The following is a 23,926-nucleotide window of genomic DNA, read 5'->3' as shown; positions in this document are numbered from 1 at the left end:
AAGGTAGACATGAAGAAGCCGACCTGTCTACACCTGTCCAGTGTCGACTTGGCCGGCTTCTCGGGTTCCCGGGTTCTCGGGCGCGGGCGCGGGCGCGGGGCCGCGGTGGGGCTACTTCTTTGCTACTTCTTCTCGGCCGCCCGTGCCCGGTACGACATCCACGCCGCGACCAGCGCGCCCGACACGTTGTGCCAGACCGAGAACACGGCGGCGGGCAGTGCGGCCAGCGGACTGAAGTGGGCCGTGGCCAGCGACGCCGCGAGCCCCGAGTTCTGCATGCCGACCTCGAAGGCCATGGCGCGCGACGCGGGCTTCCCGAGTCGGCCGAGCTTTCCGGCGCCGTAGCCGAGCGCGAGCCCGAGACCGTTGTGCAGCACCACCGCGACCATGACCAGGGCGGCGGCCGACTTGATGGCGTCGGCGCTGCCCGCCACCACCACGGCGACGATCACGGCGATGGTCAGCGCGGACAGCCACGGCAGCACGGTGAGCAGCCGGTCGACGAACCGGCCGAGCACGAGGCGGACGACCAGGCCCGCGATCACCGGGAGCAGTACCGTCTTGAGGATGTCCGTCATCATCGACCCCGCGTCGACGGGCAGGTACTCGCCCGCGAGCAGCAGCGTGAGCGGCGGCGTGATGAGCGGCGCGAGCACCGTGGAGACGGTCGCCACCGACACCGACAGGGCGACGTCACCGCGCGCCAGATAGGTCACGACATTGGACGCGGTGCCGCTGGGCGCGCAGCCGACGAGGATGACACCGGCCGCCAACTGCGGCGAAAGGCCGAGCGCGTGGGCGATCGCCCAGCCGAGCCCCGGCATGATCACGTAGTGCGCGACGAGCCCGAGTCCCACGGCCCAGGGCCGCTGCGCGACGCCCTTGAAGTCCGTGAGGGTCATGGTGAGACCCATGCAGAACATCACGACGCCCAGGAGGTAGGGCACGTTGGTGCCCCAGCCGGCGAACGTGCCGGGGGAGGCGAGGCCCCAGGCGCCCGCTACGAGGACGAGGACGGGGAAGACGGTGACCGCGAGCCGGGCGGCGCGGTCGGCGGACCCGCTCGCCGCGGCGGTCCCGGCCCCGGTCTCGGCCGTGGCCTCGGGGGTGGTCTCCGCTGCGGGGGAGTCGGGGGACGTCTGTTCGGATTCGCTTCGCACCGGGCGATGCAACGCCTCGCCGCCGAGCGGACGCAACCCCGTCTCGTTATGTGGTCCCTACACGGGAGTCGGTACCCGCATACGTGCCCATGTCCGTATACGTATCAGTACCGGGTGATTGCGGTTGCTCCGCCCGCTGTTCCGATCGCGATGTGCGGGGACTGCCCGGGGCGCACCCACGTCAGGATCCGGCGCATGGCGTCCGCGGGTACGGAGACGCAGCCGGCCGTCGCCCCGCGCCCGTTGACGTGCAGGAAGATCCCGGCGCCGCGGCCGTGCACGGGACGGTGGTAGTTGAAGCCGACCACCAGCGCGTGCGCGTACTGGGTGCCGTAGTCGGCGAGGCGCTCGGACTCGGCGGCGCGGCAGTCGCCCGGGCGCGGCTCGGTCCAGCGGTTGTACGAGCGGGAGGCGTTGTCCTCGCACCACCAGGAGTCGCGGTGCACACGGCGGTACGTCGCCGTGGTCCCGTCCGGCGCCGCCTTCACGCCGAACGCAAAGGGCAGGTCGTAGAGGCCGGTGGGTGTCGTGTTGGTGCCCTGCTTGCGCCTCGTCCCCGCCACGAGTCCCTTCGCGCCGAACCGCGCGGGGGCCGAGCCGGCCTTCGCCCAGCGGCCGTTGGCGCCGCGGTCCCACCAGGTGACGGTGCCGGTGGTCGAAGACGTGCGGGGTGCTTCGGCGGTGATCAGCTGACGGCCGCCGCCGGTGTCCGCCATCCGGGCGGGCAGCGGTTCGGCGGCGGTGGCGGGCGGCGCGGCGCCGAGGACGGCGGCGCAGGCGACGACGACGGTGGCGATACCTGCTCGGGGCGGACGCATGGCTCAGAACGTAGCGGGTGGCAGCGGAAGTGGCAGCCCGGGCAGGCCGTCCAGGCTCGTCGCGATGTGCTCCTTCTTCTGGAAGTACGCGTCGAGCGAGGCGTCGTCCTCGCGCGCGAAGCGCCTGTCGTGCAGGTCGCGGTCCTCGTCGTACGTCATGAAGGGCACGGCGTAGCCGCAGGTGTCGCGGATGTGTTCGGCGTGCACGACGACGATCGCGCGCAGGCCGTTGCGGGTCGGGTCGATGCCGGTGAAGTGGCCGAGCAGCTCGGTGAAGCGCGGGTCGTCGCGGAACACGGGCTCGCCGCGGCCGTGCACCCGGACGATGTTCGGCGGCCCTTGGAACGCGCACCACATCAGGGTGATGCGACCGTTCTCGCGCAAGTGCGCGACGGTCTCGGCGTTGGATCCCGCGAAGTCGAGGTAGGCGACGGTGTGTTCGTCGAGGACGGCGAGGGAGCCCTTGAGGCCTTTGGGGGAGAGGTTGACCGTTCCGTCGCCGGAGAGTGGAGCGGTGGCGGTGAAGAAGACGGGCTGCTCCTCTATGAAGGTGCGCAGCCGCCCCTCTATGCGTTCGTAGCTTTTTCCCATGCCGAAAGCATGCCGAAGCGGGGCGGAACCCATGCCGTGCCGCCGGGACGGGATGGCGATTGACGAATCATGCAGGAGTCTGCATAATCATGCACAGCGACACACGCACCGGCATTCAGATCCACCGGCCCGAGGAGCAGAGCACGTGAGCAGCAACACCGGCGATGTCCGCCTCTGGGGCGGCCGGTTCGCCGACGGCCCCGCCGAGGCCCTGGCGAAACTCTCCGCCTCCGTCCACTTCGACTGGCGCCTCGCCCCGTACGACATCGCGGGCTCCCGTGCCCACGCGCGCGTGCTCAGCAAGGCGGGACTGCTCACCGAGGACGAGCTGACCCGCATGATCGCCGGCCTCGACCAGCTGGAGAAGGACGTCGCGGACGGCTCCTTCGTCGGCACGATCGCCGACGAGGACGTGCACACCGCCCTGGAGCGCGGCCTCCTCGAGCGCCTCGGTCCTGACCTCGGCGGCAAGCTGCGCGCGGGCCGCTCGCGCAACGACCAGGTGGCGACGCTCTTCCGGATGTACCTGCGGGACGAGGCGCGGGCCATCGGCGGCCTGATCGCCGACCTCCAGGAGGCCCTCGTCGGCCTCGCGGAGGCGCACCCGGACGTCGCGATGCCCGGTCGTACGCACCTTCAGCACGCTCAGCCGGTGCTCTTCGCCCACCACGTCCTGGCGCACGTCCAGTCCTTGTCGCGGGACGCGGAGCGGCTGCGCCAGTGGGACGAGCGGACGGCCGTCTCGCCGTACGGTTCGGGCGCCCTGGCCGGCAGCAGCCTCGGCCTCGACCCCGAGGCGGTGGCGCGGGACCTCGGCTTCGAGCACGGCAGCTCCGCCAACTCCATCGACGGCACGGCCTCCCGTGACTTCGTCGCCGAGTTCACCTTCATCACCGCGATGATCGGCGTGAACATCTCGCGGATCGCCGAGGAGATCATTCTGTGGAACACGAAGGAATTCTCCTTCGTCACCCTCCACGACGCCTTCTCCACCGGCTCGTCGATCATGCCGCAGAAGAAGAACCCGGACATCGCGGAGCTGGCGCGCGGCAAGTCGGGCCGCCTCATCGGCAACCTGACGGGCCTGATGGCGACGCTCAAGGCGCTGCCGCTCGCGTACAACCGTGACCTCCAGGAGGACAAGGAGCCGGTCTTCGACTCCTGCGACCAATTGGCTCTGCTGCTCCCGGCGTTCACCGGCATGCTGGCCACCCTCACGGTCAACCGGGAGCGGATGGAGGAGCTGGCCCCGGCCGGCTTCTCGCTCGCCACGGACATCGCCGAGTGGCTGGTGAAGCAGGGCGTGCCGTTCCGTGTCGCGCACGATGTCGCGGGCGAGTGCGTGAAGGTCGCCGAGGCCGAGGGCAAGGAGCTCGACGACCTCACGGACGAGCAGTTCGCCAAGATCTCCGAGCACCTCAAGCCCGAGGTCCGCACGGTGCTCAACGTTCCGGGCGCCCTGGCCTCCCGCTCCGGCCGGGGTGGCACGGCGCCGAGCGCGGTCGCCGTCCAGCTCGCCGAGGTCAAGCAGGACCTGACGGTGCAGCGCACCTGGGCCGACGCGAAGAAGTAGTCCCCGCATGTACCGAGAAGGGCCCGGCTCGTCCATCCGTGGACGAGCCGGGCCCTTCGGTGTGCGTACGTACCTGTAGGGGTGCGGGATGTCAGCGGCGCGCCCGCGCCCCGCCTCCGTAGCTCGACAGGTCGAGCAGCAGGCCGAAGAGGATCACGATCCAGCCGATCCCGCGGACCCCGACCACGGGCGCGTACGCGATGACGTAGCCGAGCGTCGTCCACGGCAGCAGGATCAGGCCGATGAGCGGCAGCAGGACGCCGTTGAAGGCGCGGTCCACGAGGTTGGTGAACAGCCACGTGATCACCAGGGCCACGCGCGGCCCGATGGCCGCCATCGCGGCGAAGATGCAGCACCCCATGCCGGTACCTCCAGGGAGTCGGACGTCCCGACAGTCGTAACACTGGGTGAGGAGGGCGGCCACCGGAGACGTCCATGCCTCCCGTGAGACATCAATGTCTCACTTGATGTACTCTCGTCTCATGCCAGTCGATCGTGCCCAGGTACTTCACAGTGCCGCAGCCCTGCTCACCCGCAAGTCCACGGCCACCATGGACGAGGTGGCGCGGGCCGCCGGCATCAGCCGGGCGACCCTGCACCGCCAGTTCGCGGGCCGGGACGCGCTGGTCCGCGCGCTGGAGGAGCTCGGCATCGCCGAGTGCGAGACGGCGCTCGACCGCGCCGGGCTCGACGAGGGCGGGACCGCCGACGCGCTGCGCCGCCTCATCCGTGAGATCGAGCCGGCGGCGCCGCTGCTCGCCTTCCTCGTCACGGAGAACCAACTCTTCGAGGGCGAGCAGCAGAACGAGGGCTGGGCCCGCCTCGACGGCCGCATCGAAGCGCTGTTCCGGCGCGGCCAGGAAACCGGCGAATTCCGGATCGACCTCACACCCGCCTGGCTGACCGAGGCGCTCTACGGCCTCATCGGCAGCGGCGCGTGGGCGGTACAGGACGGCCGCGTCGCGGCCAAGGACTTCCAATTCATGATCGTCGAGCTGCTGCTCGGCGGCGCACTTCGGAGAGTGGAACCATGACCAGCACACCACAGCGCACTCCTGCGGCGGAGGTGGTGCAGTCCCGTCCCGCGCGGTGGCTCGCCCTCTCCGTCCTCGTGCTGGCCGTGCTGCTCGTCGCCGTGGACGCGACCGTCCTCGGCCTCGCGACCCCGTACATCAGCGAGGACCTCAAGCCGTCCGGCACCCAGCTGCTCTGGATCGGTGACGTCTACTCCTTCGTCATCGCCGGACTGCTCGTCTCGATGGGCAGCCTCGGCGACCGCATCGGACGCAAGAAGCTGCTCCTGACGGGTGCGGTCGCCTTCGGTGCGGTCTCGGTCCTCAACGCGTACGCGACGACGCCCGAGCTGATGATCCTGGCGCGCGCCCTGCTGGGTGTCGCGGGCGCGACCCTGATGCCCTCCACGCTCGCCCTGATCCGCAACATCTTCCACGACCCGCGCGAGCGTTCGCTGGCCATCGGCATCTGGGGGGCCATGGCCTCGGCGGGCGCGGCGGTCGGTCCCGTCGTCGGCGGGTTCCTGCTGGAGCACTTCTGGTGGGGCTCGGTCTTCCTGATCAACCTGCCCGTGATGGCGATCCTCGTGGTCGTCGGTGCGAAGCTCATCCCCGAGTCGAAGAACCCGGTGCCGGGGCCGTGGGACCTGCTCAGCGTGGCGCTGTCCCTCGTCGGCATGATCGGTGTCGTCTACGCGGTGAAGGAGGCGGCGGCGCACGGCTTCGGCCTCGGTGTGGCGGCGTCGGCGGTGGCCGGTGTGGCGGCGCTGGTGTGGTTCGTGCGGCGTCAGCTCACGCTGGAGGCGCCGCTGCTGGACATGCGGCTGTTCCGCAACCGCGGCTTCTCGGGCGCGGTCCTCGCCGACCTGCTGACCATTCTGGGGTTGGCCGGACTGGTCTTCTTCCTCTCCCAGTTCCTGCAACTGGTGCAGGGTCGGGCGCCGTTCGAGGCGGGGCTCGCCGAACTCCCGGCCGCCGTGGGGGCGGTGGCGGCGGGTCTTGTCGCCGGTACGGTGGCGCGGCGCTTCTCGGTGCGTTCCGTGGTCGCGGGCGGGCTCGCGGCGGTGGGGCTCGCCCTTGCCGCGCTCACCACGCTGAGCCAGTCGACGGGGTACCCGCTGCTCGGTGGGGTGCTGCTCGTCGTCGGCGTCGGCGCGGGTTTCTCGTTCACGGTGACGGCCGACGTGATCCTTTCCAGCGTGCCGAAGGAGCAGGCGGGTGCGGCGTCGGCGGTGTCCGAGACGGCGTACGAACTCGGTACGGCGCTCGGTATCGCGCTGCTCGGCTCGATCGTGACCGGGGTCTACTCCGGGTTCACGGTGCCGGCGGGGACGCCGGGGGACGTCGCGGTGGCGGCGCACGATTCGCTCGGCGGGGCGGTGGAGGCGGCGAGTGGCCTGCCGGCCGGGCAGGCGGAGGCGCTTCTTGCCGGGGCGCGGTCGGCCTTCGTGGACGGGTTGCAGGTTGCGGCGGGGGTGGGGGCGGTGGTGCTTCTGGCGACGTCGCTGGTGGCCTGGCGGCTCCTTCGGGGCCAGCGCCTGGAACAGTAGCCGTCCCCCGCGGCCTCTCGTTCGCCGCACCGGCGTTACGGCCTCGGGGCTCTGCCCCGGTCCCCGCGCCTCAATCGCCGGCGGGGCTTGGTTTGCCTGGCCTCGCCGGTCTGACGCCGCACCGGTGTTACGGCCTCGGGGCTCTGCCCCGGACCTCGCTGCTCAATCGCCGCAGGGGCTTGATCGTGCCCGTCGCCACGCCAATATCCCACCCACCTGCCCCCTCCGGGGGCGTCGGCTCCACGGGGCGCCGCCCCCGCCTGGGCCATCCGCCGCGAGAGCGGCACCCCGCCCATGGCGGTGGGCCGTCACCCGCCTTGGGCAATCTGCCGCGAGAGCGGCTCCCCGCCCGTGGCGATGGGCCGTCACCCGCCTTGGGCAATCTGCCGCCTTGGGCGGCAGGGTGGGCAAGGCGGCGCACGGTGCCGCGCAACGAGCGCCTCGGGCGCCGAGGACGGTGCAGCTCAGGAGGCGCGGTGCCGCGCAGTGCGAACGGCGGGCGTCGAGGCCGTTGCAGGTCGAGAGCCGGTGCCGCGCAGCGCGGACGGGGGCGCCGACGAGGGTGTAGGTCGTAAGGCGCGGTGCCGGGTAGCGGAACCACCGGCATCGGCCCCGCGCAGCGAAAGGCCCGGTCGACCGGAGATGTTCGGTCGACCGGGCCCACGCACGCGTAGAGGTGTTACGCCGCCTTCGCCTTCGAGGCGTACATGTCGACGTACTCCTGACCGGACAGCCGCATGACCTCGGCCATCACCGAGTCCGTCACGGCCCGCAGCACGTACCGGTCGCGCCCCATGCCGTCATAGCGCGAGAACTCCATCGGCTCGCCGAAGCGGACGGTCACCTTCCCGGGCCGCGGCATCCCCGCACCGCCGGGCTGCAGCTTGTCCGTGCCGATCATGGCGAAGGGGACGACGGGCGCACCCGTCATCAGGGTCAGTCGCGCGATACCGGTCCGGCCGCGGTACAGCCGGCCGTCGGGGGAACGCGTACCCTCCGGGTAGATCCCGAAGATGTTGCCCTCCTCCAGGATGCGCCGCCCGGTCATCAGCGCGGCCACACCGCCGTTCGCCCCGTCGCGGTCGACCGGGACCATGCCGACCCCGGTGAAGAACCACGCCATGAGGCGGCCCTTGAGGGACTTGCCGGTGACGTACTCGTCCTTGCCGATGAAGTAGACCTGCCGGTCACAGACGAGCGGCAGGATCATCGAGTCGATGAACGTCAGGTGGTTGCCCGCCAGAATGACGGGGCCGTTCCCCGGAATGTTCTCTGCGCCTTCCACACGTGGGCGGAACATCAGGCGCATGATCGGACCGAGCACTGCCTTGATGAGCGCGAAGCGGGACAACGAGCCCTCCGATGTCAAGGAATGGGTAAGGAACGTAACGACGATCTGTGCAGGTGAGGACGATACTCGCGGCCGGGTACCCGTTGCACATCGGGTTCACCGACTGGATACGAGGAGTTGACCGAAGTTTGCGCCTCGTTGATGTGCGGGCAACGCCCGGGCGCCACGCCGCATCACCTCGACGTTCCGCCCAGGGTCTCCCACTCGTCACTTTCTCACCCCTACGATCGACCTCGCTTTGACAGGTGCAAGGCAGTACTTGGTGGGAGGAGTGCTTCATGGGGAACAAGGGGAACGAGAAGTCACAGGCCACGCAGGGTGCACAGCAGCCCCGGGCCATGGGGGCGGTCGGCCGCCGTTCGCTGATAGGCGCCGCGGTTCTCGGTGCGAGCGCCACGGCACTGGGCGGAGCCGGCACCGCAAGAGCCGCCGACCGGGAAAGTGGCGCGATTAACACCGGCCGTGGCCTCGCGGGCCTCCCCGTGCCCACGGTCATCGCGCACCGCGGCACCAGCGGCTACCGGCCCGAGCACACCCTCGGCTCGTACCAACTGGCGCTCGACATGGGTGCGCACATCGTCGAGGCCGGCGACCTCTGCCCGACGAAGGACGGGCATCTCGTATGCCGTCACGAGCCGGAAATCGGGGGCACGACCAATGTGTCGGACCACCCCGAGTTCGCCGACCGCAAGAAGACCAAGAGCCTCGACGGCGTGGCCACCACCGGATGGTTCACGGAGGACTTCACGCTCGCCGAGCTGAAGACGCTGCGCGCCAAGGAGCGCATCCCCGGCACCCGCCAGCACAACACGATCTACGACGGCCGCTGGGAGATCCCCACCTTCGAGGAAGTGCTGCGCTGGCGCGCCCAGCAGAGCAAGAAGCTCGGCCGCGAGGTCTGGATCTACCCCGAGCTCAAGCACCCCACCTACTTCCGCAAGCAGAACCTCGCCCTGGAGGAGCGCCTCGCCAAGGTGCTGCGCGCCCACGGGCTGCACCGGAAGAACTCGCCCGTCATCATCCAGTCCTTCGAGCCGACGAGCATCCAGCGCATGAGCAAGCTGGTCGCCAACCCGCTGGCCGTGCTGCTGTCCACGGCGAAGTCGCGTCCGTACGACTTCGTGGACAGCGGCGACCCGCGCACCGTCGCCGACCTGATCACGCCCAAGGGGCTCGCGGAGATCGCGACGTACGCGGACGGCATCGGTCCGACCCTCGACCTGATCATCCCGAAGGACTCGTCGGGCAAGCTGCTGGCGCCCACGACCCTGGTCAAGGACGCGCACAAGGCGGGCCTCGTCCTGCACCCGTACACGATGCGCAACGAGAACACCTTCCTGCCGGCCGACTTCAAGAAGGGCACCGACCCGAACGCGTACGGCGACGCGTTCGGCGCCTTCAAGGCGTACTACGACACCGGTATCGACGGCATCTTCTCGGACAACTGCGACACGGCGCTGCTCGCCCGCGAGGACTTCGTCAACGGGTGACCCCGGCCCGCCGTTTGGAGTGAGACGTGGCCGCCCCGGCAACCGACCGCCGGGGCGGCCACGTCGCGCATGGCGTGACCCCAACGACGTACGACACCGTCATCGTGTCCCTGCGGCCCCTCCTCGCTGCCGAGGTCCGCGCCGAACTCGGGGGAGAGGAGGACGCACCCGTCGAGACCGGCGACCTCGAACAGGCCGTATGGGTGCGTCTCCTGGAACACCTCGACACCCAGGACCCGCCGGCCGACCCCGCCGGCTGGCTCCGCACGGCGGTCCGCGCCGAGGCCGGCCTCCAGCGGCGGACGGCGCTGCGCGAGCTGCCGTACGGCCTCGAACCCGCCGCCGATCCGGCGGCCGTCGACCCCGAACACCGCGCCATCGCCCGCGAACGGGACCGGGCGCTGCACGGCGCCGTACGCCGTTTGCCCGGTCGCTGTCCGCGTCTCATCGGCGCGCTGCTGTCACCGCAGGACCTCACGTACCGGGAAATCGCGGGCGAGTTGGGTATCTCACAGGGCAGCCTTGGGCCGGAACGTTCCAGATGTCTGGGATGCCTGCGCAGAATCCTGCCCGCCGAGGTTGCGCCGACGGCCCGCCGGGGAAAAGGGTGAAGGACAACCGGCGAACAGGTGAGCGGGAGGCATGCGCACATGGGCATGAGCGTGACCATCTCTGCGGCGACCGAAGCGGATGCCGAGCAGATTCTGAAGCTGCAGTACCTCTGCTACCAGAGCGAGGCGCAGCTCTACGGCGACTACTCGATCGAGCCGCTCACACAGTCCCTGGACTCCGTGAGGGCCGAACTCACCAGCGGCACCGTGCTCGTGGCACGCCTCGGCGACGAGGTGGTCGCGTCCGTGCGCGGCACCGTCGACGCCGACGGCACGGCGCACATCAACAAGCTGATCGTCCACCCGCGCATGCAGCGCCACGGCCTCGGCGGCCGACTGCTCACCGCCGTGGAGGCCGAGCTGGGTGCGGCGGGCAGCGCCAAGCGCTTCCAGCTGTTCACCGGTCACCGCAGCGACCACAACCTGCGCCTGTACCGCCAGCACGGCTACGAGCCCGTGTCCACGCAGCAGGTCGACGAGCGCCTCACGCTGGTGACGCTCGCGAAGGCCGCCGAGGTCACGGACGCTGCGGCGAACGCCTTCGCGGCGAGCGCCTGACGGTCAGCTCTCCGGCTGCTGCCGCTGCAGCACACCCTTGCGCAGCCAGTACATCGCGCTCAGCGGCAGCAGGATGGGGATGAACAGGTAGCCGACGCCGAAGTCCGACCACACGGTCGCGTCCGGGAACGCGGACGGCTCCACCAGCGTCCACGTACCGACGATCAGCACGCCCGCCAACTCCAGGCCGCAGCAGAGAAACGCGGCCCGCCGCGCCCTGTCCCCGCCGCGCACCAGCGAGTACGTGATGAAGGCGTACACGAGACCCGCCACCGCCGACAGCGAGTACGCCAGCGGCGCCTTGTCGAACTCGGTGGAGATCTGCACGGCCGACCGCGACACGGCGCCGACCACCATCACGCCGTACAGCCACACGAGCAGCAGGCCCGGACCGCCGATGAGACGGCGCCGCTTCTTCTCGGCCTTCGCGGCGGCCTTCGACGTGTCCTTCTGTTCAGCGGCCACAGCCACCTCAGCCTCCCCAGATGTCGAAGAGCCGTACTTCCAGCACGGCCAGCACCACGCCGCCCGCGGCGACCGTCACCGAACCCCAGCGGGTGCGCTCGGCGAGCGACATGAAGCCCGCCGCCGGCACGCAGGCGAACGCCCCGATCAGATACGCGACGAAGATCGTCGTGCCCTGCTCAGGCTTCTCGCCCCGCGCCAGCTGCACGATCCCGACCACCAGCTGCACCAGCGCCAGCACCGACACCACGGCCATCCCGATGAAGTGCCAGTCCTTCGTCGGCTGGTCGCGATACGCGGCGTAACCGCACCAGGCCGCGAGCGCGAGCGCGGCGAGACCCGTCACCAGGGTCAGGACATCAAGCATGGCCGTGAGCCTATTACGGGCCAAAAGACCCGATGCGCTCGACCCCGGGGTCACGTTTAGCCTTGGGAAACATGAAGATCACCGCTGACGCCCTGCTGTTCGACAACGACGGAACCCTGCTCTCGTCCATGGAGTCGGTGTACCGCTGCTGGACCCGCTGGGCCGAGGAGTACGGGATCACCGCCGAGGACTTCGCCGCGGTCGAGCTGCACGGCCGCCCCGCCGCCGAGATCGCCGCCGACCTGCTGCCCGCCGAGAAGGTGCCGGGCGCCGTCGCCCGGATCGAGGAGCTGGAGGTCGAGGACGTGCCCAACGGGGGCACGAAGGTGCTGCCGGGCACGCTCGACCTGATCACCTCGCTGCCCGACGGCGCCTGGGCCGTCGTCACCTCCGCCACCCGCCGCCTCGCCGAGGCCCGGCTCGCCGCCGTCGGGATCAGGACGCCGCTACTCATCGCCGCCGACGACATCACGCACGGCAAGCCGAACCCCGAGCCGTTCCTCCTCGCCGCCGGGAAGCTGGGCGTGGACCCGGCCCGCTGCGTCGTCTTCGAGGACGCCCCCGCCGGTCTCACCGCGGGCCGCGCGGGAGGCATGAAGACCGTGGCGTTGACCACAACGCACGAGGCGGACGAGCTCTCCGCGGACATCGTGGTGAAGGACCTCTCGGCGGTGTCCGCGCAGGTCACGGACGCCGGTGTGGAGATCTCCGCCGAGGCGTGACCGCGCATGGACGACCGGCCTCCGCTGTCCGCTATTCGGACGGCGGAGGCCGCTCGCGTCCTCACGTCTGCTTTACTTGCCGCATGACCACGACGAGCAGCCGCACCCTTGCGACCGAGGCGACCATGACGCCCGGTGCTGCTTGTATGTGTCGAATGTGCGCCTTCTGAGGGTCCCCGCCCGTCCTCGCGCCCCGAAGCGAGACCCGCGCACCCTGTTCCGTAGGGAGTGACTCCGCAGGGAGAAACAGTCCGCCTACGTGACCGGGTCTGCCCCCGCGCACAGCTTCTCCGTACCGGCTCGCCCCTCTCGGCGAGAGCTGTCGCGCCCGGAAACTTCGCACGTCCCCGGCAAGCAAGTTCCGAACGAATGCCCCGTGCCCGGCGCCACCCGTGCCGCGCACTCGACAGCTACGGAAACCCACGTGATCACCACCCAGGGCCTCACCAAGGTCTACCGCTCGCGCGGCCGCGAGGTCACCGCCCTCGACGGCGTCGATCTCCATGTGCGCGAAGGCGAGGTGTACGGCGTCATCGGCCAGTCCGGCGCCGGCAAGTCCTCGCTGATCCGCTGCGTGAACCTGCTGGAGCGTCCGACCTCCGGCACCGTGACCGTCGTAGGACAGGACCTCACCGCCCTCGTCGGCCGCGGCTCCCGCGCAGGCAAGGAACTGCGCGAGGCGCGCAGCCGCATCGGCATGGTCTTCCAGCACTTCAACCTGCTGTCCTCGCGCACCGTGCAGGACAACATCGAGCTGCCTCTCGAAATCCTCGGCAAGTCGGGGAAGGAACGTTCCACCAAGGCGCTGGAGCTCCTCGACCTCGTCGGCCTCGCCGACAAGGCCAAGTCCTACCCCGCCCAGCTCTCCGGCGGCCAGAAGCAGCGCGTCGGCATCGCCCGCGCGCTCGCCGGCGACCCGAAGGTGCTGCTCTCCGACGAGGCGACCAGCGCCCTCGACCCGGAGACCACCCGCTCGATCCTCCAGCTGCTGCGCGACCTCAACCGGCAGCTCGGTCTGACCGTGCTGCTCATCACGCACGAGATGGACGTCGTCAAGACCGTCTGCGACTCCGCCGCCCTCATGGAGCACGGGCAGATCGTCGAGTCCGGCACCGTCAGCGAGCTCCTCGCGACGCCCGGCTCCGAGCTGGCCTCCGCGCTCTTCCCGGTCGGCGGCGAGGCCTCCGGCGACGACCGCACCGTCATCGACGTCACCTTCCACGGCGAGTCGACGACCCAGCCGGTCATCTCGCAGCTCTCCCGCACCTACAACGTCGACATCTCGATCCTCGGCGCCGCGATGGACACCGTCGCGGGCAAGCAGGTCGGCCGCATGCGCATCGAACTGCCCGGCCGCTACGACGACAACGTCGTGCCGATCGGCTTCCTGCGCGAGCAGGGCCTCCAGGTCGACGTCCAGGGCGCCGAGCCCGCCGCTCTGCTGAAGGAAGGTGTCACCAAGTGACCTGGTCGGAGATGCAGCCGCTGCTGTCCCAGGCATGTTGGGACACCCTCTACATGGTCGGCTGGTCCACGCTGATCGCGATCGTCTTCGGACTGCCGCTCGGCGTCCTGCTCGTCCTCACGGACCGCGGCGGACTGCTGCAGAACACATTCGTGAACAAGGTCATCGGGCAGATCGTGAACATCGTCCGCTCGATGCCCTTCATCATCCTGATGGTCGCCCTCATGGGCTTCACGCGCGCGATCGTCGGCACCACCATCGGCCGCGAGGCCGCCATCGTGCCGCTCGCCATCGGCGCCATCCCGTTCTTCGCGCGGCTCGTCGAGACGTCCGTGCGCGAGGTCGACGGCGGCCTGGTCGAGGCCGTGCAGTCGATGGGCGGCAACACCTGGACCGTCGTGCGCAAGGTCCTCGTGCCGGAGTCGCTGCCCTCGCTGATCTCGGCGACCACCACCACGATCGTCGCGCTCATCGGCTACTCCGCCATGGCCGGCACGGTCGGCGCGGGCGGCCTCGGCGACATCGCGATCCGCTACGGCTACCAGCGCTTCGAGGCCAACCTGATGTGGATCACGGTGGCGATCCTCGCCGTCGTCATCTCGCTCATCCAGTTCGCGGGCGACAGCGGCGCCCGGGTCCTGCACCGCCGCGCGGGCAAGGGCGGCGACCCGGTCCGCTTCCGCGCGCTCCTCGGCTTCCTGCCCGGCGGCCCCGCCGCCACCGAAGCCGCCCCGGCCAAGACCCGCTGAATCCAGATTTCCCGTCCTGTCCGACGGGTTGCACCACCGATGGAAAGGCACTTTTCGTGCGTAACACCACCAAGATCACCGCAGCTGTCCTCGCCACCGGCGCCCTCACCCTGGGCCTGACGGCCTGTGGCTCCGACAAGGCCGACACCAAGGCCAAGGCCTCCGACCCGTTGGTCGTCGCCGCGACTCCCGTCCCGCACGCCGAGATCCTCAACTTCATCAAGAAGGACCTGGCGAAGAAGGAAGGCCTCAAGCTCGAGGTCAAGGAGTTCACCGACTACGTCACGCCGAACAACGCCACCGAGGACGGTTCGGTCGACGCCAACTACTTCCAGACGACGCCCTACCTGGAAGACTTCAACAAGAAGAACGGCACGCACCTCAAGTCGGTCGCCACCGTCCACCTGGAGCCGCTCGGCCTGTACTCGCAGAAGGCCAAGAAGCTCGACGGCCTCAAGAAGGGCGGCACCGTCGCCCTTCCGAACGACGCCGACAACGAGAGCCGCGCCCTGCGCTTCCTCGCCGCCAATGACCTGATCACCCTCAAGAAGGGCTCGGAGTCCGCCGCGACCCCGCAGGACATCGCGAAGAACCCGAAGGACCTCCAGTTCAAGGAGGTCGAGGCGGCGCAGACCCCGCGCTCCCTCAAAGACGTCGACGCCGCAGTGATCAACGGCAACTACGCCATCGGTGCCAACCTGAACCCCGCCAAGGACGCCCTCGCCCTGGAGTCCACGAAGAACAACGAGTACAACAACGTGCTCGCCATCAAGGACGGCAACCAGGACGACCCGCGCGTGAAGAAGCTCGCCAAGCTCCTGACCTCGCCCGAGGTGAAGAAGTTCATCGAGGACAAGTACAAGGGCTCGGTGCTCCCCTCCTTCTGATGCCGATTCCTTCGAAGTCCACGATTCCCGCCGCCGTGATCGCCGGGGCACTCGTCCTCGGCCTCACGGCCTGCGGCTCCGACAAGGCGGACGCGAGCGAGAAGCTGGTCGTCGGGGCCACCCCGACCCCGGCCGGCGAAGTCCTCACGTACGTACAGAAGAACCTCGCCAAGAAGGCCGGACTCGATCTGGAGATCAAGGAGTTCACGGACTACGTCCTGCCGAACACCGCGCTCCAGCAGGGCGAGCTCGACGCCAACCTGTTCCAGCACACGCCGTACCTGAAGGACTTCAACAAGTCCAAGGGCACGACACTCGCGCCGGTCACGCAGGTCTATCTGCCGCCGCTCGGCTTCTACTCCAAGAAGACGAAGGACGTCACCAAGCTGCGCCACGGGGCGACCGTCGCGCTGCCGAACGACATCACGAACGAGGGCAGGGCGCTCGAACTCCTCGCCTCGCAGGGCGTGATCGGGCTCAAGAAGGGCGCCGGCCTGAACGCGACGCCCAAGGATGTCGCGAAGAACCCCAAGGGCCTCACGTTCAAGGAGCTCGAAGCGGCTCAGCTGCCGCGCTCCCTGGACGACGTCGACGTGGCCGCCGTCAACAACAACTTCGCGATGGACGCGGGCCTCAACCCCAAGAAGGACGCCATCCTTCTGGAGTCCGTCAAGGACAACCCGTACAACAACATCCTCGCCGCCAAGAAGGGCAACGAGGACGACCCGCGGGTCAAGAAGCTGGCCGAGCTGCTGACTTCGCCCGAGGTGAAGAAGTTCATCGAGGACAAGTACAAGGGTTCGGTGCTCCCCGCCTGAGGGAACCGCTCGACGTCCCGGCACGGGGGCCGCTCCTGGCAACAGGGGCGGCCCCCGTGTGCAGTTACGTGCCTTCATGCTGCATGCTGGGCACTTCATAAGGCCGACGTGAAGGTAGAAGGCCAACGAAGGTTACGGAGAGCGGCGTATGACGAACACCTTCCCGGAGATCTCCATCAGCACGGAACGCCTGGTGCTGCGTCCGCTCGACGAGGACGACGTACCGGCGCTCGCGGAGATGATGAACGACGAGCTGGTCGCCGCCTGGACGTCGGTGCCGCAGCCGTTCACCGAGGAGGGCGCCCGCACCTGGATCTTCGAGGACGCGCCGAAGGAGCGGGAGTCCGGCGCCGGACTCACCCTCGCCGTCACCGAGTTCCTCACCCAGCGCCTCGTCGGCGTCATCCAGCTGAGCAAGACCAACTGGCACGTGCGGTCCACCGAGCTCTCGTACATCGTCGCCCCGTGGGCCCGCGGCGAGGGCTACGCGTCCGAGGCCGCGCTCGCCACGGCCCAGTGGCTCTTCCGCGACCAGCGCCTGGAGCGCATCGAGCTGCGCACCGCAGCGGACAACACCGCGTCCCAGCAGGTCGCCCAGAAGATCGGCTGCATCAGCGAGGGCGTCCTGCGGGGCGCCTGCATAGCGCGTACGCGCACCGAGGACGGCAGCCTCGTCGAGGCCCGTACGGACTTCATCGTGTGGAGTCTGCTGCCCGAGGACCTGGAGGGGGTCACCGAGCAACTGGCGGAGGCCGGGGGTTTCACCGCCTTCTCCGACTGGAACTGACCTCTCGGGCGACCGAAAGGCCGGGCAGGTACGCTCACGGTGCCCCGCTCCCGGCGGCGCCCCCGACCTCCGTGCCGCATGGGCACGTACGTACCCGAGCACACCCAGGAGACTGACGACGATGGCCGACCGGGTCACGGTGATCGGCTGGGACGGTTCGCCGCTGACGGCCGCGGCCCGCTCAGCACTCGGCGCGGCCACCCTCGTGGCGGGCGCCGCCCACCACCTGGCGCTGCCCGAGGTGCCCGAGCGCGCCGAGCGCGTCCGGCTCGGCAGTGTGGCCCTCGCCGCCCGCCGCATCGCGGGCCACCGCGGCACCGCCGTTGTCCTCGCGGACGGCGACCCCGGCTTCTTCGGCGTCGTACGCACCCTGCGCGCGCCCCAGTACGGCCTGGAGGTCGAGGTCGTGCCCGCCGTCTCCTCGGTCGCCCAGGCGTTCGCCCGTGCGGGCATGCCATGGGACGACGCGCAGGTGGTCGTCGCACACCGCCGCACCCTGCGACGCGCGGTGAACGTGTGCCGCGCCCACACCAAGGTCGCCGTCCTCACCTCACCGGGCGCGGGCCCCGCCGAACTGGGACTGCTCCTGGAGGGCGTCCACCGCACCTTCGTCATCTGCGAGGAACTCGGCACCGACCGCGAACAGGTCACCGTCGTCACCTCCGACAAGGCCGCCGACCACGCGTGGCGCGACCCCAATGTCGTGATCGTCATCGGCGGACCGGTCACCGGCGCCCCCGAGAACGGCAACTGGCTGGCCGGCGGCGACCCCGACGCGGGTCCGCGCGGCTGGGCGCTGCCCGCCGAGGAGTACGCGGGCCCGTTCGGCGAGGGCGAGACCGAACAGTTGCGCGCCGCCCAACTGGCCCGGCTCGGGCCGCGGGCCGGCGACCTCGTGTGGGACATCGGCTGCGGCAGCGGCGCGTTCACGACGGAGGCCGGACGGTTCGGCGCCGCCGTCATCGCCGTCGACCGCGACCCCGACGCCTGCGCCCGCACCGTCGCCGTCGCCCGTCGCTTCGGCGTCCAGGCCCAGATCGTGCACGGCACCGCCCCGCACGCCCTCGAAGACCTCCCCGAGCCCGATGTCGTACGCGTCGGGGGCGGGGGAGCGGCCGTCGTCTCGGCCGTCGCCGACCGGCGCCCCGCCCGCATCGTCACGCACGCCGCGACACGCGACGACGCCGAACTCATCGGCAGGGACCTGACGGAGCACGGATACGACGTCGAGTGCGCCCTCCTGCAATCCGTCGAGCTGGACACGCGTGCCTGGACGGAGAAGGAACGGACCGTGGGGTTCCTCCTCTCGGGGCGTCTCTCCGTACGCCACCCGTGACTCTGGCGGCGCGCCGCGCGCGGTAGGCTGACCGATCGTTGTACCGCACCGGGACGTTCGGCCCTTCGTACGCCAATGTCCCGAAAACGCACCACTTTTGAGGTGCGTGTGGTACGGCAGCGACCGGAGGATGCGCAACGTGGCGCAGTCCACAGAAGGCCATGGTCGAACTACGTTCCGTGGCCGGGGTCCGACCGGGACAATGCCTGTTGTCCGGCGGTTCGTGCCGCGCGGCGCGCGCGCTCGTTGTTGTTGACGGGCGGTCGACGCGCCGCTCCGGACAGCGAAGCAAAAGGGGCTCGCAGTTCCGGCGCACGGCCGGGCGCGGCCAGGAAGTTCTCATTCGATGGGCGAGGGGTAGGCATGACCGACACCGGTCAGGTTCCGGGCGAAGGGCTGCCGGAGAACGCAGGCACGGTGGAGCAGCCGGGCGTTCCCGCACCCGGCGCGTACACCTACCTCGATCCCGCCGACGCCATGGTCGAGGAGGACGAAGTCCTCCTGATGCCCGGCGCGCAGGGCGCCTGGGGCCAGCCGCAGGCGCAGCCCACGGACCCGAACCAGAGCCAGGGGCAGGGCCAGCAGTACGCCCAGGCCCAGGCCCAGCCGCGGCGACCGCTGCACATGGGCCCGGCCGTCCCGGACACCAACGGCAGCCCCGTCCGCTCGCTCGCCGACCGCGGCCCCGCGCAGCAGACGCCGACGCGCCAGTCGGGCCCGCCCACCACCGGCCCCGAGTACCTGGACATTCCGCCGCAGGGCGCCGCGCCGTGGCAGCCCGCACAGGCGCAGCAGCAGCCGTCGGCTCCCGCAGAAACGGTCGCTCCGCAGCACTCGCAGCCCGAAACGCCCGCGCACGCGCAGGAGTTCGCCCACGTCGGCGCGTACGCGGGCCAGGCCCCGTACAACTCGCACGATCAGGGCGGCCACGAGTACGCGCAGGGTTACGCCGCGCACGGCTACGCGGAGGCTCCCTCCGACCAGACGCTCGGCCAGTTCGTCCCGGTGGACGGCATCGTCCCCACGACCCCGCACCTGGCCCCGACCCCGCCTGAGGCGATGACGGTCCCGCCACTCCCGGAGGAGCAGACGGCGGCTCCGGCCGAGCCCGAGGCCCGGGGAGTTCCGGGCCAGCAGGGTGCGGTCGCGCAGGAGCCCGGCACCGGCCGGCAGCCTGTCGCCGCGCAGCAGGGCGAGGGCGACCCGCACGCTGCCGCCCCGCAGGAGCCTGGCGCCGATCAGCAGTACGTGGCCGAGCAGCAGACCGCTGACGGTCAGCAGGGTGTTGCCGCGCAGGCGGCCGGTACCGGTCACCAGGACGTGCCCGGCCACCAGGCCGCCCCCGGCCAGCAGCCCGCTCCCGACCAGTCGGGCGCCGCCGACCAGCAGCTTGTGGCCGACCAGCAGACCGCGAGCGACCCGCACGGTGTCGGCGTCCAGCAGGCCGCTGCTCAGCAGGGCACGACCGACCAGCACGCTGCCGCCGCGCAGCAGGCTGCGGGCGACCCGCACGGTGTCGGCGTTCAGCAGGCCGCTGCTCAGCAGGGCACGACCGACCAGCATGCTGCCGCCGCGCAGCAGGGCACGACCGACCAGCACGCTGCCGCCGCGCAGCAGGCCGCGGGCGATCCGCAAGGCGATGCCGTCCAGGAAGCCGCTGCCGACCCGCACGCTGCTGCCGGTCAGCACCCTGTCGCCGACCAGGCTGTCGCCGCGGACCAGCACGCCGTTGGTAACCCGCAGGCCACCGGTGACCAGCTGGTCGCCGCCGACCAGCAGCCCGTTGGTAACCAGCCCGCCCCTGACCAGGAGGGCGCGGCCGACCAGGCTGCCGCCGCCGATCAACACGCCGCAGGCGTCCAGCAGGCCACCGCTGGTCAGCAGCCCGCCGCCGACCAGCAGGCCGCCGCTGGTCAGCAGCCCGCTGCCGACCAGCCCGCTGCCGACCGGCCCGCTGTTGAACAGCAGGGCGCGGCCGACCAGGCTGCCGCCGCCGACAACCAGCAGCCCACCGGTGACCAGCAGGTCGTCGCAGGCCGGCAGCCCCTCGGCAGCCAGGAAGGCGCGGCCGACCAAGCCGCGCCCGACCAGCCCGCCGCCGGTCAGCAGGGCACGGTCGAGCAGCCCGCCGCCGCGCAGGTCCCCGTCGACGGTGCCGCCGCGGAGCAGGCCCTCACCGGCGACGCCGCGGAGCAGGCCGCCCAGCCGCTCCCCGGCGCCACGCAGCCCGCGGCCGCCGCCGCGGACCCGGCCGACACGGAGCTCTCCCCGCAGGGGACCCCCGCCGTCGACCCGGCGGATGCCGCCGCGAGCGTCCCCGCCCCGCGTGAGGGCGACTCCGGCGCGGTCCCGCTGCCCGAGGCCGCCGAGAAGCAGCCGGAGGCGGACACCGAGGAGCCCGCGGAGCAGACCGTCGCGCCCGCCGAGGTGACCGGCGAGCCCGAGCACCTGACGCCGGAGCCGGAGCCCGAGGCCGCCGCCGAGGTGCAGCCCGCCGCCCCCGCCTACGACGACACCGAGCGCGAGGCCGTGCTGCGCGTGATGCGCGAGCGCCGCGACATCCGCAACGGCTTCCGCTCCGACCCGATCCCGCACGAGGTGCTGCTGCGCGTCCTGGAGGCCGCCCACACGGCGCCGTCCGTGGGCCACTCGCAGCCCTGGGACTTCGTGGTCATCCGGTCCGCGGACACCCGCCGCGCGATGCACGAGCTGGCCATGCGGCAGAAGGACGCGTACGCGAAGTCCCTGCCCAAGGGCCGCGCGAAGCAGTTCAAGGAACTGAAGATCGAGGCCATCCTCGACACCCCGGTGAACATCGTCGTCACCGCCGACCCGACCCGCGGCGGCCGCCATACGCTGGGCCGTCACACGCAGCCGCAGATGGCCCCGTACTCCTCCGCGCTCGCGGTCGAGAACCTGTGGCTCGCGGCCCGCGCCGAGGGCCTCGGCGTCGGCTGGGTCAGCTTCTTCGACGAGCGCGAGATGGTCCGCTCCCTCGGCCTGCCCGAGCACCTCGAAGTCGTGGCCTACCTCTGCGTCGGCTACGTCGACGAGTTCCCGGAGGAGCCGGAGCTGATGCAGGCCGGCTGGTCCAAGCGCCGCCCGCTGTCGTGGGTCGTGCACGAGGAGACGTACGGCCGCCGCGCCCTGCCCGGCGAGGACCCGCACGACCTGCTCGCGGAGACCGTCTCCAACATCCGCCCGCTGGACGCCAAGGCGCTCGGCGAGGCGTGGGAGCGGCAGAAGCGGATGACGAAGCCGCCGGGCGCGCTCGGCATGCTGGAGATCATCTCCGCCCAGCTGTCCGGCCTGTCCCGCGTGTGCCCGCCGCCGATCCCGGAGCCCGCGGCCGTCGCGATCTTCGCTGGTGACCACGGTGTGCACGCCCAGGGCGTCACCCCGTGGCCGCAGGAGGTCACCGGCCAGATGGTCGCCAACTTCCTGGGCGGCGGCGCGGTCTGCAACGCGTTCGCGAGCCAGGTCGGCGCCGAGGTCTGCGTCGTCGACGTCGGCGTGGCGAGCGAGCTGCCCGCGACGCCCGGACTGTTGCCCCGCAAGGTCCGCGCCGGCACCGCCGACATGACGACCGGCCCCGCCCTGACCCGCGAAGAGGTCAAGGAGGCCATCGAGGTCGGCATCGAGACCGCCCGCGACCTCGTGGCGGCCGGCAACAAGGCGCTGCTCACCGGCGAGATGGGCATCGCGAACACCACCGCGTCCGCCGCCCTGATCTCCGTCTACACCGAGGCGGACCCCTCCGAGGTCACCGGCCGCGGCACCGGCATCAACGACGAGACGCACTCCCGCAAGGTCGAGGTCGTACGCCGCGCCCTCGACGTGCACCAGCCCGACCCGGCGGACCCGATCGGCGTCCTCGCGGCGGTCGGCGGTCTGGAGCACGCGGCCATGGTGGGCCTGCTCCTCGGCGGCGCCTCGCTGCGCACGCCGGTGATCCTCGACGGCGTCAGCGCCGGAGCCGCCGCCCTGGTGGCCCGCGCCATCGCCCCCGAGGTCCTCGCCGCCTGCATCGCAGGGCACCGCAGCGCCGAGCCCGGCCACGTCGCCGCGCTGAACAAGCTGGGCCTGCGCCCGCTCGTCGACCTGGACCTGCGCCTCGGCGAGGGCACGGGTGCCCTCCTGGCGCTCCCGATCGTGCAGAGCGCGGCGCGCGCGATGCACGAGGTGGCGACGTTCGACTCGGCGGGCGTGACCGAGAAGTAGCCCCACCCTGTCCCGTATCGCCGGAGGTGCTCTCCTTTGAGCTCCTCCGGCGATTGAGGAGTGGGGTCCGGGGGTGGAGCCCCCGGGTTCGGAAACCTCACCGTCATGCCCACGACGTACGCTCACAAAAAACACCCGCACGCCAGAGGACACCGCATGCCCGCCGCCGACCACCCCGCCTACCCCGTGGGCCTCCGCCTGACCGGCCGCCGAGTCGTCGTCCTGGGCGGCGGCCAGGTAGCCCAGCGCAGGCTCCCCGCCCTGATCGCCGCGGGCGCGGACATCACGCTGATCTCGCCCTCCGCGACCCCCTCGGTGGAGGCGATGGCGACCGCGGGCGAGCTGACCTGGAACAAGCGCCGCTACGAGCCGGGCGACCTCGCCGACACCTGGTACGCCCTGGTGGCCACCAGCGATCGTCAGACGAACGACGCGGCCTCGGCCGAAGCGGAGCGCACCCGCACCTGGTGCGTGCGCGCCGACGACGCCGACGAGGCGACCGCCTGGACCCCGGCGACGGGCCGCGCCGACGGTGTGACCGTCGCCGTCCTGACGACGGAGGCCGCGGACCGCGACCCGCGCCGCACCGCCGCCGTCCGCGACGCGATCGTCGAGGCCCTGCACGACGGAACCGTCACCGTCCAGCGCACCCACAAGGCCGGCGTCGCCCTCGTCGGCGGCGGCCCCGGCGACCCGGACCTGATCACCGTGCGCGGCCGCCGCCTCCTCGCCGAGGCCGACGTCGTGATCGCCGACCGCCTCGGCCCGCGCGACCTCCTCGACGAGCTTCCGCCGCACGTCGAGGTGATCGACGCCGCGAAGATCCCGTACGGCCGCCAGATGGTCCAGGAGGCCATCAACGACGCCCTGATCGAGCACGCCAAGCAGGGCAAGGCCGTGGTCCGCCTCAAGGGCGGCGACCCGTTCGTCTTCGGCCGCGGCATGGAGGAGGCCCAGGCGCTCGCCGCCGAGGGCATCCCGGTCACCGTCGTCCCCGGCATCTCCAGCTCGATCAGCGTCCCCGGCGCGGCCGGCATCCCGGTCACGCACCGCGGCGTCGCCCACGAGTTCACCGTCGTCAGCGGCCATGTCGCACCGGACGACGAGCGCTCCCTGGTCGACTGGGCGGCGATGGCGAAGCTGACCGGCACCCTCGTGATCCTCATGGGAGTCGACAAGATCGCAAAGATCGCCGAGGCCCTCGTCGCCCACGGCAAGTCTCCGGAGACCCCCGTCGCGCTCGTCCAGGAAGGCACCACGGCGGCCCAGCGCCGCGTCGACGCGACGCTCGCGACGGTCGGCGAGCGGGCCGTCTCCGAAGGGGTCAAGCCGCCGGCCGTGATCGTGATCGGCGACGTGGTGCGCGAAGGCCCGGAAAAGTAACCAGCGGTAAC

22 protein-coding genes are annotated in these 23,926 nt (G+C 71.1%); 15 read left to right on the top strand and 7 right to left on the bottom strand.

What is annotated here, in order from left to right:
- Positions 1 to 122 precede the first annotated feature (122 nt).
- From ACY34M_RS21785 to ACY34M_RS21775, 3 genes are all read right to left on the bottom strand, one after another.
- Positions 123 to 1,160, bottom strand: a complete 1,038-nt coding sequence (locus ACY34M_RS21785) for a bile acid:sodium symporter family protein (protein WP_462719521.1) — start codon at positions 1,158 to 1,160, stop codon at positions 123 to 125.
- 104 nt (positions 1,161 to 1,264) lie between these two features.
- The gene (locus ACY34M_RS21780; RefSeq protein ID WP_462719522.1) at positions 1,265 to 1,978 is read right to left on the bottom strand and encodes a L,D-transpeptidase family protein; all 714 of its coding nucleotides are present in this window, start codon (positions 1,976 to 1,978) and stop codon (positions 1,265 to 1,267) included.
- Positions 1,979 to 1,981: 3 nt separating this feature from the next.
- Positions 1,982 to 2,569, bottom strand: a complete 588-nt coding sequence (locus ACY34M_RS21775) for a pyridoxamine 5'-phosphate oxidase family protein (protein ID WP_462719523.1) — start codon at positions 2,567 to 2,569, stop codon at positions 1,982 to 1,984.
- 145 nt (positions 2,570 to 2,714) lie between these two features.
- On the opposite strand from ACY34M_RS21775, the gene argH reads away from it, so the two are divergent.
- Complete coding sequence (gene argH / locus ACY34M_RS21770; RefSeq protein WP_462719524.1) at positions 2,715 to 4,142, top strand: argininosuccinate lyase; 1,428 nt, start codon at positions 2,715 to 2,717, stop codon at positions 4,140 to 4,142.
- Between the two features lie 91 nt (positions 4,143 to 4,233).
- Here argH and ACY34M_RS21765 read toward each other — a convergent pair whose 3' ends face one another.
- A complete protein-coding gene (locus ACY34M_RS21765) occupies positions 4,234 to 4,503 on the bottom strand; it encodes a hypothetical protein (protein ID WP_462719525.1) in 270 nt (89 codons plus the stop codon).
- Between the two features lie 121 nt (positions 4,504 to 4,624).
- Here ACY34M_RS21765 and ACY34M_RS21760 point away from each other — a divergent pair, with 121 nt between their 5' ends.
- On the top strand, positions 4,625 to 5,176 hold the full coding sequence (locus ACY34M_RS21760) for a TetR/AcrR family transcriptional regulator (RefSeq protein ID WP_462719526.1): 552 nt from the start codon (positions 4,625 to 4,627) through the stop codon (positions 5,174 to 5,176).
- Entirely contained in the window at positions 5,173 to 6,705 is a 1,533-nt protein-coding gene (locus tag ACY34M_RS21755) for an MFS transporter (RefSeq protein ID WP_462719527.1), read from the top strand. Before ACY34M_RS21760 ends, ACY34M_RS21755 begins: the two co-directional genes overlap by 4 nt.
- A gap of 679 nt (positions 6,706 to 7,384) precedes the next feature.
- Here the strand turns inward: ACY34M_RS21755 and ACY34M_RS21750 are convergent.
- The gene (locus ACY34M_RS21750) at positions 7,385 to 8,074 is read right to left on the bottom strand and encodes a lysophospholipid acyltransferase family protein (RefSeq protein ID WP_462719528.1); all 690 of its coding nucleotides are present in this window, start codon (positions 8,072 to 8,074) and stop codon (positions 7,385 to 7,387) included.
- 320 nt (positions 8,075 to 8,394) lie between these two features.
- Between ACY34M_RS21750 and ACY34M_RS21745 the strand changes: the two genes are divergently transcribed.
- The 3 genes from ACY34M_RS21745 to ACY34M_RS21735 all read left to right on the top strand — a co-directional run bounded on the left by ACY34M_RS21745 (position 8,395) and on the right by ACY34M_RS21735 (position 10,715).
- Positions 8,395 to 9,546, top strand: coding sequence for a glycerophosphodiester phosphodiesterase (locus tag ACY34M_RS21745; RefSeq protein WP_462719712.1), 1,152 nt, complete (start codon positions 8,395 to 8,397; stop codon positions 9,544 to 9,546).
- Between the two features lie 74 nt (positions 9,547 to 9,620).
- Positions 9,621 to 10,157, top strand: a complete 537-nt coding sequence (locus ACY34M_RS21740; protein WP_462719713.1) for an RNA polymerase sigma factor — start codon at positions 9,621 to 9,623, stop codon at positions 10,155 to 10,157.
- A gap of 39 nt (positions 10,158 to 10,196) precedes the next feature.
- Complete coding sequence (locus tag ACY34M_RS21735) at positions 10,197 to 10,715, top strand: GNAT family N-acetyltransferase (protein ID WP_462719529.1); 519 nt, start codon at positions 10,197 to 10,199, stop codon at positions 10,713 to 10,715.
- Between the two features lie 3 nt (positions 10,716 to 10,718).
- Here the strand turns inward: ACY34M_RS21735 and ACY34M_RS21730 are convergent, their stop codons facing one another.
- Both ACY34M_RS21730 and ACY34M_RS21725 read right to left on the bottom strand, forming a co-directional pair.
- Complete coding sequence (locus tag ACY34M_RS21730) at positions 10,719 to 11,180, bottom strand: hypothetical protein (protein ID WP_462719714.1); 462 nt, start codon at positions 11,178 to 11,180, stop codon at positions 10,719 to 10,721.
- 7 nt (positions 11,181 to 11,187) lie between these two features.
- Positions 11,188 to 11,547, bottom strand: coding sequence for a hypothetical protein (locus ACY34M_RS21725; RefSeq protein ID WP_462719530.1), 360 nt, complete (start codon positions 11,545 to 11,547; stop codon positions 11,188 to 11,190).
- A 71-nt stretch (positions 11,548 to 11,618) separates the two neighbouring features.
- On the opposite strand from ACY34M_RS21725, the gene ACY34M_RS21720 reads away from it, so the two are divergent.
- The 9 genes from ACY34M_RS21720 to cobA all read left to right on the top strand — a co-directional run bounded on the left by ACY34M_RS21720 (position 11,619) and on the right by cobA (position 23,915).
- A complete protein-coding gene (locus ACY34M_RS21720; RefSeq protein ID WP_462719531.1) occupies positions 11,619 to 12,269 on the top strand; it encodes an HAD-IA family hydrolase in 651 nt (216 codons plus the stop codon).
- Positions 12,270 to 12,693: 424 nt separating this feature from the next.
- Positions 12,694 to 13,734 (top strand): methionine ABC transporter ATP-binding protein, encoded by a 1,041-nt coding sequence (locus tag ACY34M_RS21715; protein ID WP_462719532.1) that lies wholly within the window; start codon positions 12,694 to 12,696, stop codon positions 13,732 to 13,734.
- Positions 13,731 to 14,483, top strand: a complete 753-nt coding sequence (locus ACY34M_RS21710) for a methionine ABC transporter permease (RefSeq protein WP_462719533.1) — start codon at positions 13,731 to 13,733, stop codon at positions 14,481 to 14,483. Before ACY34M_RS21715 ends, ACY34M_RS21710 begins: the two co-directional genes overlap by 4 nt.
- Positions 14,484 to 14,539: 56 nt before the next feature.
- Positions 14,540 to 15,370 carry a MetQ/NlpA family ABC transporter substrate-binding protein gene (locus tag ACY34M_RS21705; protein ID WP_462719534.1) on the top strand — a complete coding sequence of 277 codons (831 nt, stop codon included), beginning with the start codon at positions 14,540 to 14,542 and terminating at the stop codon, positions 15,368 to 15,370.
- A complete protein-coding gene (locus ACY34M_RS21700) occupies positions 15,370 to 16,188 on the top strand; it encodes a MetQ/NlpA family ABC transporter substrate-binding protein (RefSeq protein ID WP_462719535.1) in 819 nt (272 codons plus the stop codon). Before ACY34M_RS21705 ends, ACY34M_RS21700 begins: the two co-directional genes overlap by 1 nt.
- Before the next feature lie 148 nt (positions 16,189 to 16,336).
- Entirely contained in the window at positions 16,337 to 16,975 is a 639-nt protein-coding gene (locus ACY34M_RS21695) for a GNAT family N-acetyltransferase (RefSeq protein ID WP_462719536.1), read from the top strand.
- A 121-nt stretch (positions 16,976 to 17,096) separates the two neighbouring features.
- The gene (cbiE, locus tag ACY34M_RS21690; protein WP_462719537.1) at positions 17,097 to 18,311 is read left to right on the top strand and encodes a precorrin-6y C5,15-methyltransferase (decarboxylating) subunit CbiE; all 1,215 of its coding nucleotides are present in this window, start codon (positions 17,097 to 17,099) and stop codon (positions 18,309 to 18,311) included.
- Positions 18,312 to 18,674: 363 nt separating this feature from the next.
- Positions 18,675 to 22,532 carry a nicotinate-nucleotide--dimethylbenzimidazole phosphoribosyltransferase gene (gene cobT / locus ACY34M_RS21685; protein WP_462719538.1) on the top strand — a complete coding sequence of 1,286 codons (3,858 nt, stop codon included), beginning with the start codon at positions 18,675 to 18,677 and terminating at the stop codon, positions 22,530 to 22,532.
- A gap of 156 nt (positions 22,533 to 22,688) precedes the next feature.
- Positions 22,689 to 23,915, top strand: a complete 1,227-nt coding sequence (cobA, locus tag ACY34M_RS21680) for a uroporphyrinogen-III C-methyltransferase (protein WP_462719539.1) — start codon at positions 22,689 to 22,691, stop codon at positions 23,913 to 23,915.
- Positions 23,916 to 23,926: the final 11 nt, after the last annotated feature.

The organism is Streptomyces sp. EDA2-14, assembly GCF_054963755.1.
The sequence above is the reverse complement of the archived record's forward strand: the minus strand, read 5'-3'. Positions and strand labels throughout refer to the sequence as shown.

Coding starts and splice junctions, on each gene's coding strand:
- cobA (WP_462719539.1), top strand. CDS start 22,689: ATGCCCGCCGCCGACCACCCCGCCTACCCCGTGGGCCTCCGCCTGACC.
- ACY34M_RS21720 (WP_462719531.1), top strand. CDS start 11,619: ATGAAGATCACCGCTGACGCCCTGCTGTTCGACAACGACGGAACCCTG.
- ACY34M_RS21755 (WP_462719527.1), top strand. CDS start 5,173: ATGACCAGCACACCACAGCGCACTCCTGCGGCGGAGGTGGTGCAGTCC.
- ACY34M_RS21700 (WP_462719535.1), top strand. CDS start 15,370: ATGCCGATTCCTTCGAAGTCCACGATTCCCGCCGCCGTGATCGCCGGG.
- ACY34M_RS21725 (WP_462719530.1), bottom strand. CDS start 11,547: ATGCTTGATGTCCTGACCCTGGTGACGGGTCTCGCCGCGCTCGCGCTC.
- ACY34M_RS21775 (WP_462719523.1), bottom strand. CDS start 2,569: ATGGGAAAAAGCTACGAACGCATAGAGGGGCGGCTGCGCACCTTCATA.
- ACY34M_RS21765 (WP_462719525.1), bottom strand. CDS start 4,503: ATGGGGTGCTGCATCTTCGCCGCGATGGCGGCCATCGGGCCGCGCGTG.
- cobT (WP_462719538.1), top strand. CDS start 18,675: ATGACCGACACCGGTCAGGTTCCGGGCGAAGGGCTGCCGGAGAACGCA.
- ACY34M_RS21735 (WP_462719529.1), top strand. CDS start 10,197: ATGGGCATGAGCGTGACCATCTCTGCGGCGACCGAAGCGGATGCCGAG.
- ACY34M_RS21780 (WP_462719522.1), bottom strand. CDS start 1,978: ATGCGTCCGCCCCGAGCAGGTATCGCCACCGTCGTCGTCGCCTGCGCC.
- ACY34M_RS21745 (WP_462719712.1), top strand. CDS start 8,395: ATGGGGGCGGTCGGCCGCCGTTCGCTGATAGGCGCCGCGGTTCTCGGT.
- cbiE (WP_462719537.1), top strand. CDS start 17,097: ATGGCCGACCGGGTCACGGTGATCGGCTGGGACGGTTCGCCGCTGACG.
- ACY34M_RS21695 (WP_462719536.1), top strand. CDS start 16,337: ATGACGAACACCTTCCCGGAGATCTCCATCAGCACGGAACGCCTGGTG.
- ACY34M_RS21760 (WP_462719526.1), top strand. CDS start 4,625: ATGCCAGTCGATCGTGCCCAGGTACTTCACAGTGCCGCAGCCCTGCTC.